The organism is Gilliamella bombi (genome assembly GCF_900103255.1).
Taxonomy (GTDB): domain Bacteria; phylum Pseudomonadota; class Gammaproteobacteria; order Enterobacterales; family Orbaceae; genus Gilliamella; species Gilliamella bombi.
The window spans coordinates 12,196-25,504 of record NZ_FMWS01000009.1 but is presented as its reverse complement, the minus strand read 5'-3'; the positions used below and the strand labels follow the sequence as shown (position 1 = coordinate 25,504).

Below are 13,309 nucleotides of genomic sequence, written 5' to 3'. Positions count from 1 at the left end.
AACACCATGAAACAACATTATAAACACGAAGTAAAAAATCTGGTTAAATTGGCAGTTCCGGTGCTAATTGCGCAAGTATCGCAAACCGCAATCACTTTTGTCGATACCATTATGGCAGGAAATTATAGTAAAACCGCCCTGTCTGGAGTGGCTATTGCAGTTTCAATTTGGTTACCAACAATTTTATTTGGGCAAGGTTTACTCACTGTTTTAACGCCAATTATTTCAAACCTAAATGGTGCAGCTAAACGAAACCAAGTTGCCGATCATACTCGGCAAGGCGTTGTCATCGCATTGGTATTATCAGTGCTTATGATGTTAGTTCTCTATCATTCCGACCTAATAATAAACTTAAGAAGCTCGGACGATCACCCTATTGATCCAGAAATGATGGACGTGGCAACCAAATTTTTACGTGCCATAATGTGGGGTGTGCCAGCATTCTTGCTTTTCTTGGTCTACCGCAATCAATGTGAAGGGCTATCAAACACAAAGCCAGCCATGGTGATTATATTCATTGCCCTTCTTGCCAACATTCCAATTAATTACGTTTTAATCTATGGAAAATTAGGCTTACCTGCTTTTGGTGGGGTCGGCTGTGGCATTACAGCGACAATCATCTTTTGGCTCATGTTTATATTAATACGCTTATATACACTCACTAGCGCAAGCCAACGCGACATTCGCCTAACACCAATCACCAAACTAGTTGATTGTGCTATAATCAAAAAAATTGTTGTGCTTGGTACTCCTCTTGCTCTCGCTTACTTTTTTGAAATGAGCTTATTTGCTGTGATTGCATTATTAATTGCCCCATTAGGTCAAATAACCGTTGCTGCACATCAAATTATCTTCACCATCAGCAGTTTAACCTTCGCTATTCCATTATCTCTTGGGGTTGCTACTAGTATTCGTGTCGGTTATTTACTGGGCAAAAGAAAACCAGTTTTAGCCAAACAAACTTCTTACATTAGTTTAGCCATATCCTTAGCAATCGCCATTATAGTTGCATTAATTTTAGTTATTTTTAGTTCACAAATCATCACCATATTTACACAAGAAAATGCTGTAATTGCTATTTGTATGCAACTTATTATTTTACTCGCTATTTATCAAGCGTCTGACTATTTACAAGTAGTAGCTAGTAATGTGCTTCGAGGTTATAAAGACACTAAAAGCATTTTTTTTATTACTCTACTTTCTTATTGGGTAGTCGGATTGCCGGTTGGTTATGTTCTAGGATTAACCGACCTAATCATTCAGCCAATTGGCGCAGCTGGTTTTTGGATAGGTATTATATCAGGACTTGCTGTTGCGGCATTACTATTAATAGCTAGGATGATCTATATTCAAAAACAACCTGTTGAAGTTATTTTAGAGCAGGCATCAAGATAAAGTTATTTATTAAAGACATTCAATAAAATAAAAAAGATTAACCTCATTTTATTAATAACAACTTATTGATTATTCAATAAATAAACATAAATAGGTTAATCTTTCAATAATTATGGACAAGCAACCATCCCATCGAAGTTCTAACATTAGTCCATGGTGGTAAACCCTAGACATAGGAAACTTCATCACTTTCTCCTCGTCGATACTAATACTCACAATTAAAATATTGGATATTTTTTATCAAAACCTATTGTCAAATATTTGAATAAATTTATAATTATTGAAACCAAAAATTGATATAATAAATATAGTTACTATGATAAAAAAAGAAAATATACTTTCACACGGAGTGTGTCTTTGTCTTTCTATTTTGCTTGTTTACTTATTAGGTTACGAGCAAAGATTTGATCGCATATTTCTAACTTACTTTTCTCTTACTTTTTTAGCTCGACTTACTTTTTTTCGAATCTTTTTCTGCATTTGGTTTGTAATAGCTGCTATCTATTTTCCTATTGGATTTTATTATGGTCCACCTAATGTTGCCGTAATTAGTGCTATTGCTGAAACAGATTTTGAAGAAATAACGGAATTCTGTTCACAACTATCAGTTTATTTTTATTTTGCTCCTCTAATCTTAGCATTAATTTTTATTATATTATTTAAAAGATTTTCATTTCCAAAAACTAACAATTTCTATTTACTTATTTTTGTATTAGGGCTATGTTTTTATAGACCAATTAAAGCTGTAATAAAACATAATCCAAATTCTTTCAATACAATATCAACTACTTTATTGAATAACTTAAAGTATCCTATTTTTGAGTTTTCTCTCTCATTTTACGATAGCGCAAAACTTTATTTTCAAGAAAAACAAGAACAATTAAAACAAATTGAGCAAACAAATACTATCCCAATTTTATCTATTAATCCTCAAAAAAAGAACTATATTATTATTATTGGCGAAAGTGTTCGTAAAGACTATATGAGCGCTTATGGTTTTAAACTTGACAATACTCCCTTTGCTCGCACCCAAGCCAGCATTATTTGGGATGGATTAATAACACCTGCACCAAATACCCAATCATCAATTCCACATTTAATTAGTCAATCAATCTTTTTAGACGACAAAAAAGTCAATGCACAACTAAATAATAATATTGTTAGCATTGCTAATGAGGCAGGATTTGAAACTTATTGGCTTTCAAATCAAGGTAAATTAGGCACAATTGAAATTACGGTACCCCGTATTGCCTCTTATGCACAACATTCATTTTACACTAAAAAAGGTGAATATAATGGTAAATCATCGAGAGGAAAACATGATACTTTATTATTACCTGAATTAGATAATATTTTATCGACAGAAAATAGCAAACCAAAACTTATTGTTATGCACCTAATTGGTTCACACTCTAACTTTTGTAAGCGATTAGAATTTAATGTGCAGTTTGATCTGAATAATAAAAATATATCATGTTATGTTAGTAGTATTAAAGAAACAGATGATCTTATTGCACAAACTATCAGTATACTAAAAAAATATAATCAAGATTATTCAGTTGTTTACTTTGCAGATCATGGGCTTGCGCATGCAGATCAACATAATGACTTAAGACACAATTCAGAATATCAAGATAGTTATCGTGTCCCATTTATCTTTTTTGATTCAGATAAAACACCCCAGCAAAAAATTAATAAACAAGTATCGGGATTCCAATTAGTTTATCTATTGAGTAACTGGATGGGTATAAAATTAGACGTAAACCATAATTATATGGAAAACGAACTTTCTCAAATACCAGAACAACAAAATATCAAAGTTAAAGGCTGGGATAACAATAAATTATATCAATTTGATAAACTAAAAAAAGATCCTAATCCCTATTAGGTTTATAATCATAGACAGATATAAAATGCCATCATTAGATCAGATGGCATTTGATTGATAATTATTCTATTATTATTTTAATAAACTATTTGCCTGAGCTATTACATTTTCAACAGTAAAGCCGAATGCTTTAAATAGTTGATCAGCTGGACCTGACTCACCAAAGCTTGTCATGCCAACGACTTTGCCGTTAAGACCAACATATTTATACCAGTAATCGCTGATACCAGCTTCAATAGCTAGGCGAGCTGTCACTGATGATGGCAATACTGACTCTCTATAAGTGCTATCTTGTTTATCAAACGCATCAGTTGATGGCATTGACACAACTCGCACTTTTTTACCTGCTTGTGTAAGTTGATGATAAGCTTCAACTGCAAGTTCTACTTCTGAACCAGTAGCAATAATTATCAACTCTGGAGTACCAGTACAATCATTTAAGATATAACCGCCTCGATAGACATTGGCTAATTGTTCAGCAGTACGTTCTTGTTGTTTTAAATTTTGTCTTGAGAAGATTAATGCAGTTGGACCATCTTTGCGCTCAATACCATACTGCCAAGCAATAGCTGACTCCACTTGGTCACATGGGCGCCAAGTACTCACATTTGGTGTAACACGTAAGCTTGCCATTTGTTCAACAGGTTGATGCGTTGGGCCATCTTCACCCAAGCCAATTGAATCATGTGTATAAACAAATAATGAACGGATTTTCATTAACGCAGCCATACGAATAGCATTGCGTGCGTACTCCATAAACATTAAGAATGTTGCACCATAAGGAATAAATCCGCCATGTAAGGCAATACCGTTCATGATTGCTGACATACCAAACTCACGCACACCATAATGGATATAGTTACCATCAGCATTAGCTAAAATTTCTTTAGAGCCTGACCACATGGTTAAGTTACTTGGTGCTAAATCTGCTGAACCACCTAAAAACTCAGGTAATGCAGGAGCAAAGGCTTCGATAGCATTTTGAGATGCTTTACGAGTTGCAATAGTTGCTGGATTTGCTTGTAGTTTATTCACTACATCGTTAGTGATTTGAGTCCAATTTGCTGGCAAATCACCATTAACACGACGTTTGAATTCTTTCGCTAATTCAGGATAGACCTTAGCATAAGCATCAAAACGAGCATTCCATTCATCTTCTACTTGTTTACCTTTTGCTTTCGCATCCCAAGCATCATAATAATCTTTAGGAATTTCAAAAGCAGGATAATTCCAACCTAATGATTTACGGGTTGCTTCAATTTCAGCATCACCTAAAGGTGCACCATGACTTTCATGGCTACCTGCTTTATTTGGCGAACCAAAACCAATTACCGTTTTACACATTAATAAAGATGGTTTATCGGTTACGGCTTGAGCTTGTTCGATTGCTTCTTTAAGGGCTTTGGCATCATGGCCATCAATACCACGAATAACATGCCAGCCATATGCTTCAAATCGTTTTGCGGTATCATCAGTAAACCAACCTTCTACCTCACCGTCGATTGAAATTCCATTATCGTCATAAAATGCAATTAGTTTACCTAGCTTTAACGTGCCTGCTAATGAACACACTTCGTGCGATATTCCTTCCATCATACAACCATCGCCCATAAACACATAAGTATGGTGATCAACAATGGTATGACCTGCTTTATTAAATTGTGCCGCTAATGTTCTTTCTGCAATTGCCATACCTACAGCATTGGCAATACCTTGCCCAAGTGGACCTGTGGTTGTTTCGACACCTGGCACATAACCATATTCAGGGTGTCCTGCAGTTTTTGAATGCAACTGACGGAAATTTTTAAGATCATCAATCGTCACATCATAACCAGTTAAATGCAATAGGCTATAAATCAACATAGATGCATGACCATTTGATAAAACAAAGCGGTCACGATCAGCCCATTTAGGATTGGTTGGATTGTGTTTTAAAAAGCCACGCCAAAGTACTTCGGCCATATCCGCCATACCCATTGGCGCACCAGGATGGCCTGATTTTGCTTTTTGCACGCCATCCATGCTTAATGCCCTTATCGCATTCGCCAGTTCGCGGTGAGATAGTGTGGTTGCATTCATATCATCATCTCCAAAAAATTTTGAGTTTAAATTTGTTAATACCTGCAAGGTTAACATCACTTGCAAAATCGTTATTTAAATTAACGAAAGAAAATAGCATAAAAATGGGGAGCATACTCCCCAATTGTTTTATACGATTATAACAATGCGCTAATCATGTCTTCTAATTTGCCTTGGTCAACGGCAAAAGCACGAATCCCTTCGGCTAATTTTTCAACTGCCATAGCATCGCTATTATGTTGCCATCTAAATTCGGCCTCAGTCATTGGCGCAGGACGAGCAACTACGGTTTGATTTGGATTGAGCTTCTGTACAACAGGCGCATTTGATTGTTGCATTTCGGCTAATAGATTAGGCGAAATAGTTAATCTATCACAACCTGCTAATGCTAAAATCTGATCGACCTTACGGAAGCTAGCCCCCATAACAATAGTTTTATAACCGTGTTGTTTATAATAATTAAAGATATTACGCACAGAAATTACGCCCGGATCTTCATCCGCAACATAAGGTTCGATTGATTTTTTAGCTTGATACCAATCATAGATTCGGCCCACAAAAGGCGAAATTAAAAATGCATTTACTTCAGCACAAGCACGTGCTTGTGCGAACGAAAATAGCAAAGTTAAATTACAGTTTATCCCTTCTTTTTCTAGCACTTCAGCCGCTTTAATACCTTCCCAAGTTGAAGCAATTTTAATTAAGATATGTGACTTATCGATACCCTTTTCTTCATAAAGTGCAATAATTTTACGTGCCTTTTCAATACATCCTTGTTTATCAAAAGACAAACGGGCATCCACTTCGGTCGAAATACGACCAGGAACTGTTTTTAAAATTTCGGCGCCAATATTAACTGCAACCTGATCACACGCATTAACTAATTGTTGTTCTTTACTGCCACCAATTTTTTTCGCAGTTTCAACTGCAGAATCAATTAAATAACGATATTGAGGAAGTTGCGCTGCTTTCAAAACGAGGGAAGGATTGGTTGTTGCATCTTCGGGGGAAAACTGCTTAATAGAATCGATATCACCAGTATCGGCTACCACTACAGTTAATTTTTTAAATTCATCTAATTGACTCATACATCTTATCCTCATACAACGTTTTACTATAATGAAAGTATAATAACATTTATTCAACAATAAAACGACTTTGTCATGAGGTGGTCATTAATCTATCTTGTTGTCAAAAATCAGATAGGCTGAAAACATAAAATGTAGCCTCAGACTTTGATAATATAGAATCACTTATCCATGTTTGCTAGCTTATCCATACAAATAAAATTAATTTTGTGAATTTAATCACAAAATCAAATCAGCGTTAATTAGCATCATTTATCTATGATGCAACAAAATAATTGACAACACATTATAAATGTAAAAAGTTACTGATTCATGATTCAATTAAACCCAAACATATTCAACATTACCAGCTAAGTGACAGTTTGAACAAGAGTGACACTTATTAGTTTGGCAAAACAATAGCTGATCTTGTACTATGAGCTTTATCATCCCTTTTTTAATCCAAAACCCTAACATCTGCTCAGCTGCACTTTCAGGTAAACGAAAATGGCGTGCAACATCTTGCAATGGTACACGACCTTTTAATTGTACATAATCACGAATCGACGTTATTAACATAGCAATAATCCGATAATTAAAGTTACAGAAAAATCACAAATCTTTTCTCTATCTATATTTTTACAAATTAGCTAGCCAGCTACTTACTGACAGCATGATGATTCTTTACACTGTTGTAGATTCGGTTCCGTTTGTTGGTTAAATGATGAATATCGCCCTAAAGTACGCATAAACAATAGTGCTACAACAATAAATACACTACATCCCAAAAGCCACCAACCTGCCATAGTAGAATGCCCAAGCAAAGTAAATTGATAATAAATCGTTGCTGTTAGCCATGCGATAGTAAAAGTCCAAATTGCCACAAATATCATCCATCTAAAACCAGCCTCTCGGTACACAGCTCCTAATGCAGCAGCACAAGGTGTATAAAGTAAAATGAAGATCAAATAACTCATCGCATTCGAAGACGAACCAAAAGCGCCCTTGATTTGAGAAATTGTTACCGAATTTACATCCAAATCAGACTGAAGTGAATCAATATTTTGTGAAACTGTATTAAACCCTAGTGGATCTAATACTGCATCTGATAGATCAACTAAATTCTTAGGAATCGTTGCCAACGCATCTACAATCCCTTGTGATAAATCAAATGACTTGGTTGCTTGCTCATTGTCATCGCCCATCGAATAAAGCGAATTAAGCGTTGCAATCACCGACTCCTTAGCAAAAATACCCGTAAAAATTCCCACCGTTGCGGGCCAATTATCGTGTTTAATCCCCATTGGTGCAAATGCTGGAGTGATTGTTTGGCTAACAACAGAAAGCATAGAGTCCTGCGAACTTTCGTGTCTAAACGAACCATCACTCCCCCATGAATTAAGCATACTTAATATTGTTACCATCAACACAATGGCTTTACCTGCTTTAAAAATAAACGACTTTAAACGTTGCCAAGTTAAACTAATTAGACTACTTAAAGTCGGAATACGATACACTGGCATTTCCATAATAAACGGTGTTAATGAACCTTTTAATAGCGTAAATTTAAGTATAAATCCGGTTATCATTGCCACAACTACACCAAGCAAATATAAGGCAAACACCACTAAAGAAGCATTTTTAGGGAAAAATATCACGGCGAATAAAGCATACACCGGCAATCTTGCTCCACATGACATAAAAGGAATCATACAGATCGACATAATACGATCACGTGTACTTTCTAACGTTCGCGTGCCCATAATGGCTGGCACACCACAACCGAATCCCACTAACATTGGCACAAATGCTTTTCCCGGCAAACCAATGCAACGCATCAGCCGATCGATTACCATTGCTGCTCGCGCCAAATAACCAGAATCTTCCAAAAAAGATAAACAAAAAAACATCGCCCCAATGACAGGAATAAAAGTTGAAACAGTTTGAATGCCGCGGCCAATCCCATTAGCTAAAACAGCCGTAAGCCAATTCGGTGCATTGATAGCATGAAGTAACTGCGTTGTGCCATCGACAAAGATAGTACCACACAGCACATCAAAAAAATCAATAAACACAGCCCCAAAATTAATTGCTAGCATAAACATGGCATACATTGCGAGTAAAAAGAACGGAATACCAGTAATACGCCCTAAAGTAATATTATCCAATATATCTGAAAATCGACGACTAAGTTCACGTGGTTTATCAATCACTTTCTTACAAATTGTATCAATCGTATCATAACGTGCACTAGCAAGCGCCACATCAATTTCATTATCACACCATTTTGCAAGCAATGAACGGCAGTTTGCAAACATCTCTTTTTCGCATTCGAGTAAGTTATAACGCGAATCATCTAATAACGCATCCATCAATTGCCAACGATTGAATTGATGCACAACACTATCATCTGGTAACTCACAAATACAACGATTAATCACCGCTTGCTGATCATCGCCAAGCAAATCAATCGACGGTTGAGCTACTTGTGGCGTGATTACCATGTTTTCGATTTGTTGAAAAAAGCACGATAGCCCCATTTTTTGGGTTGATGATAATGCCACAACAGGGCAACCTAACAGTGTTGACAACATATCAACATTAATCTGTTCGCCCATGGCTTTAACTGCATCCATCATATTTAATACAACAATCATTGGCACTTGCAAATCAATTAACTGACAAGTTAAATACAGACTACGTTGCAAATTAGTTGCATCCATAATATTAATAATAACACTATCACTATCAGACAACACAAACTGACGTGCGATAAGCTCATCTTGTGAAACACTAAGTGGGTCTGGTTCGATCGAATATGTACCAGGCAAATCAACGACTTCATATTGTGCATTATGATAAGTAAAAACACCTGTCTTACGTTCAACAGTCACTCCAGGCCAATTTCCTACACGTTGCTTTGAGCCAGTTAATAAATTAAATAATGTCGTCTTACCACAGTTAGGGTTACCAATTAATGCTATCTTCATTTACTTACCTCCATAACTTCAATAGCTTGTGCTTCTTTACGACGCAAACAAAGCCAAAATCCACGCATTTTAATTTCAATCGGATCACCAAATGGTGCAACTCGCACAACCAGAACCTTACACCCTGGTGTAATCCCCATTGCAAGTAACTTTCGACGAAAAGGTAACGATTCGGGTAACAACCTAGTAATAACCGCCTCGTGGCCTAAAGGTAACTGGTTAAGAGTAAAAAATGACATTACGCTTCCTAAAAATGACAACAGTGCTGATATAAATAATCATATAAAATTAAAAATACATATTTTAGAAAGAAATGAAGTTATTTTTAGTGTAAAAATGCGAATTATTCTCAACAAAAATAAATAAACAGTAAAAAAATAGTAAATATAATTAAACAATAAAAAATACAAACTCAAACCTTCGCTGTGTTGTGTTTCTAAATAGGTAAAATAAATACTCACGATGTAAATACCCCAAACTTAGTACACTCTCACGTAGAAAATTAAGCTGCCTGTTTTCGTGTTTTTAATTCAATAGGCATCATATTATTTGATGTCTTATGTGTAAGATATTACTAATATTGTTTACGGTAATTTGAGAAACTACTGTAATAATTAGTCGTAAAAAACAAAATTAGCGCTTTATCACCAGCAAGCGATATGGCGTTTATATCATAAAGAAAAAACGACGGCCATTGATTTGGCTAAACGCTATTACAAAACCTATCCAAGCAAAATGCTACAGGTTGATACCAAAGGTTTATCTTTACTTATAAATCAAACGAAACAGCAAACTAGAAAAATTATTTTCTAGTATTAACATGATTTTTTTTGTTTTTTTACTTAAACACGGTGTTTTCCTGAAACTTTTTGACAAAAATTGGACAGTCTTTGTTTGTTAGATAAATATTTGTTTAGATAAACTGCGTGATAATCGCTGTATCAAGCAAAAATGTACCAATCCCACCTGTCAAACCGATGTGAAAGCCGAAAGAGTGATACAAACTTTGAATTGCGATGTAGCATAATCGGCAAATATTTAGCGATTCAAAAGATAGAAAACAAAAACTTAAACGCTTTATTAATTTTTATAATATCATTAAACCCCATAAAGCGATTTCAGGCAAAACGCCTTATGAGTCTTTAGAGGATTATTTTAATTATGAAGTGTAAACAACTCGGCGTTTTCATACAGATTAAGAACTAAATGCTAAAAGCTAAGGCGCAATGCAAACAGCATAATTGGTGTGGCTAGCTGGGCGGACGCGGGCGTCGTCCGAGTCGACAGCGAACCGGGTGCTACCTGCCGCGTCGCCTGTCCAGTAGCCGTAAAAAACGAAGCCCGCACCAGCGTAGTCGTCCATGCGGCCCCATTCCGTAAAAAATCCTGCTCTTATGTGACGCTGGTAAAATAGAGTACCTGATGACGGCGTAGCCCCATCTATGTTATTTATACATGGGAAATAATTATTATCTACACCACACTTCGAATTGGTTAAATCCCTTATCCTCGGCATTCGATACCCCAAACTATTACACCATGCTAACTGGTCACTATAAGTTTTCAATTGATCACCCCGATTGACGAACCACTGCTTTAACACAAATCCATATTTTACTACCTCATCAGCGGTACTAATATCCCTACCCACTAACTCAAACGTCTGCGGTAACCTTGGCTTAGCAATTGGGTTAGGATGAGGATTGTACCATTGATTTCTAGCCTCTGGACCTGTTAGCTTAACACGGGCGACAACTTGTCCCTTATCTTCATCAGGGATCCACCTATCATTAGCTACAACATTTGTCACTGTCGCAGTGATTCCCCCCAAAGTAACGGGTTCCCATGTCAATTTATTTATATTTACTCCAGTTATAAGTAAATCAAAATATAAATTATGCATACCTGTGGTCGGGAAATTGAGGTTGTATAATTCAGGATGAATTGATTCAAAATCAATTGATTGTACTAAAAAGCCCTTATCAGGATTCCATAAGCTAGCTTGGCCTGCATATTCGTCGTCACCAAAATTTAGATTTGGCCTTACATAATTGATAACTGGCGACGGTATTATTATTGCATCACTACGATTACCCGCTCTAACCTTTTTACCATTTGCCTGTACATTCCATGACGATGACAATAATAACAGTGCTGATACTAACAAAGCTGTTTTAGGTGATTTGAGCGATAATTTCGATAATTCGTTGAGAAATAATTTGGAAGGTATAAATAAGTTTCGTGAAAAAACTCGTCGAATAGGATTATTTGATAAATTTAAGACATAGGTTTGCCAGTGCTGGTGTCTGGTGTCTGGTGTCTAAAATGATAATGCATTATGGTTAACCTGTCAAGTAATGATTTGTTTTATTTAGATTTTTATAATTATTTACTTATTTAATAAGCTTGTTTTCCTATAGCGATAAAAGTGTAACCATAAAAAAATAGTTGGCTAGTTTTTTAGCGGACTTTTTTGTAAAGAAATGTAAAGATGAAAACGATTTGGTCTTATAGATAGGTTAATTTTATAATTAAAATAGGGTGTTAGCTTTATAGCTTTTGAATTTTGTCGGAATAACTGATATTGGTGATAACGTTTAATTTAAGAATTTTGAGCGTAACATCTTACAAATCACATGGCTACAAAATATAAACTACGGTACCCAACGCCCACGCTCGCTCTTAACCATCGGCATGATTTACTCAAATCATTATGAAATTCGCCTTTTTTAAGCCTATTTGCTTTGCTCAGAAGTGCCAAATTGTTCCTGATAAATTGGCATCCATAACAAAGCACAAACTCGCCAAACAGTCCTATTTGGCGTGCTGCCCTCAGTCTATCAGCAAAGCACTCCGACACAGTTAAAAGATAGGTAAATTAACCTTGCCGTGTTGTGTGTTTTCTCTAAAATAGCTCAGGTAGACTATTGATTTTATTGAAGTTTTTTATTTTACTTAATTTAAGTAATTATTAGCTAATTTCTGTTTTTATTACAATGTTTTTGCTGTGTTTTTTGTGCCTCGCACACAACTAATAACTTTCGTTAGTTAACACACTATGGGATATAAATTTACTTTTATACTAAATAGATGTTTTATTGGAGCGGGAAACGAGGTTCGAACTCGCGACCCCGACCTTGGCAAGGTCGTGCTCTACCAACTGAGCTATTCCCGCATGAGAGTTGTTTGTTAGTGGTGCCCGGGGCGAGACTTGAACTCGCACGGCCAAAAAGGCCGAGGGATTTTAAATCCCTTGTGTCTACCGATTTCACCACCCGGGCTCAAAACTTATTACCAAAAGGTAATTGCGTTTCGAATGCTGTGCATTTTACCCATCTTAATTTTGCCGTCAACTAAAAATTAAAAATTATTGTTTAACTGCTCAATGTTTGTCACTTTTTATGGATTTTATTAATCTTTCTATAAAAATTAAAGTTATGGTTTATTATCTTCCCATAACGTTATTGGTATTTTTAAAACTTAAATATGGCTTAAACACTGAAAGATGAACCGCAACCGCATGTTGTTGTTGCATTGGGATTATCAACCACAAAACGAGAGCCTTGTAAACCTTCTACATAATCGATAGTGCCGCCAACTAGATATTGTAAACTCATGGGATCGATAACTAAAGATACACCATTTTTTTCAATAGCTAAGTCATCTTCGTTTACCTTTTCATCGAAAGTAAAACCATACTGAAATCCACTACAACCACCGCCTGTTATATACACCCTTAATTTTAGGTTTGGGTTCTCTTCTTCAGTGACTAATGATTTAACTTTGTTGGCTGCAGCATCAGTAAAGTTAATCGGTAAAGCATCGCTCATATTCTTCTCCTAATATATTGATCTTTGCATTATATACCTTTGCTAAATGAAAATACAAAA

9 protein-coding genes and 2 tRNA genes are annotated in these 13,309 nt (G+C 35.8%); 2 read left to right on the top strand and 9 right to left on the bottom strand.

Annotated elements, in window-relative coordinates:
* Window positions 1–6 precede the first annotated feature (6 nt).
* Window positions 7–1,395: an MATE family efflux transporter gene (locus tag B9N71_RS01915; protein ID WP_085163915.1), complete on the top strand. Its 1,389-nt coding sequence runs from the start codon at window positions 7–9 to the stop codon at window positions 1,393–1,395.
* Window positions 1,396–1,711: 316 nt separating this feature from the next.
* The gene (locus B9N71_RS01910) at window positions 1,712–3,283 is read left to right on the top strand and encodes a phosphoethanolamine transferase (RefSeq protein ID WP_085163914.1); all 1,572 of its coding nucleotides are present in this window, start codon (window positions 1,712–1,714) and stop codon (window positions 3,281–3,283) included.
* A 72-nt stretch (window positions 3,284–3,355) separates the two neighbouring features.
* On the opposite strand, the gene tkt is transcribed toward B9N71_RS01910, so the two are convergent.
* From tkt to erpA, 9 genes are all read right to left on the bottom strand, one after another.
* Window positions 3,356–5,362, bottom strand: coding sequence for a transketolase (gene tkt / locus B9N71_RS01905; RefSeq protein WP_085163928.1), 2,007 nt, complete (start codon window positions 5,360–5,362; stop codon window positions 3,356–3,358).
* Window positions 5,363–5,499: 137 nt separating this feature from the next.
* Entirely contained in the window at window positions 5,500–6,450 is a 951-nt protein-coding gene (tal, locus tag B9N71_RS01900; RefSeq protein WP_065589915.1) for a transaldolase, read from the bottom strand.
* 321 nt (window positions 6,451–6,771) lie between these two features.
* Window positions 6,772–7,008 carry a FeoC-like transcriptional regulator gene (locus B9N71_RS01895; protein ID WP_065575337.1) on the bottom strand — a complete coding sequence of 79 codons (237 nt, stop codon included), beginning with the start codon at window positions 7,006–7,008 and terminating at the stop codon, window positions 6,772–6,774.
* An 83-nt stretch (window positions 7,009–7,091) separates the two neighbouring features.
* Window positions 7,092–9,419, bottom strand: a complete 2,328-nt coding sequence (gene feoB, locus B9N71_RS01890; RefSeq protein WP_085163913.1) for a Fe(2+) transporter permease subunit FeoB — start codon at window positions 9,417–9,419, stop codon at window positions 7,092–7,094.
* Entirely contained in the window at window positions 9,416–9,658 is a 243-nt protein-coding gene (locus B9N71_RS01885) for a FeoA family protein (protein WP_065589913.1), read from the bottom strand. Before B9N71_RS01885 ends, feoB begins: the two co-directional genes overlap by 4 nt.
* Window positions 9,659–10,635: 977 nt before the next feature.
* Entirely contained in the window at window positions 10,636–11,562 is a 927-nt protein-coding gene (locus B9N71_RS01880; RefSeq protein WP_085163912.1) for a hypothetical protein, read from the bottom strand.
* Between the two features lie 956 nt (window positions 11,563–12,518).
* Window positions 12,519–12,594 (bottom strand) — tRNA-Gly (locus tag B9N71_RS01875).
* A gap of 18 nt (window positions 12,595–12,612) precedes the next feature.
* Window positions 12,613–12,700, bottom strand: a tRNA-Leu gene (locus tag B9N71_RS01870).
* Window positions 12,701–12,910: 210 nt separating this feature from the next.
* Window positions 12,911–13,249, bottom strand: a complete 339-nt coding sequence (erpA, locus tag B9N71_RS01865; protein WP_034914816.1) for an iron-sulfur cluster insertion protein ErpA — start codon at window positions 13,247–13,249, stop codon at window positions 12,911–12,913.
* Window positions 13,250–13,309 lie beyond the last annotated feature (60 nt).

What these genes read in the sequence shown, in the direction of transcription:
- B9N71_RS01915 (WP_085163915.1), top strand. Translation starts at nt 7, where the DNA reads ATGAAACAACATTATAAACACGAAGTAAAAAATCTGGTTAAATTGGCA.
- B9N71_RS01910 (WP_085163914.1), top strand. Translation starts at nt 1,712, where the DNA reads ATGATAAAAAAAGAAAATATACTTTCACACGGAGTGTGTCTTTGTCTT.
- tkt (WP_085163928.1), bottom strand. Translation starts at nt 5,362, where the DNA reads ATGAATGCAACCACACTATCTCACCGCGAACTGGCGAATGCGATAAGG.
- tal (WP_065589915.1), bottom strand. Translation starts at nt 6,450, where the DNA reads ATGAGTCAATTAGATGAATTTAAAAAATTAACTGTAGTGGTAGCCGAT.
- B9N71_RS01895 (WP_065575337.1), bottom strand. Translation starts at nt 7,008, where the DNA reads ATGTTAATAACGTCGATTCGTGATTATGTACAATTAAAAGGTCGTGTA.
- feoB (WP_085163913.1), bottom strand. Translation starts at nt 9,419, where the DNA reads ATGAAGATAGCATTAATTGGTAACCCTAACTGTGGTAAGACGACATTA.
- B9N71_RS01885 (WP_065589913.1), bottom strand. Translation starts at nt 9,658, where the DNA reads ATGTCATTTTTTACTCTTAACCAGTTACCTTTAGGCCACGAGGCGGTT.
- erpA (WP_034914816.1), bottom strand. Translation starts at nt 13,249, where the DNA reads ATGAGCGATGCTTTACCGATTAACTTTACTGATGCTGCAGCCAACAAA.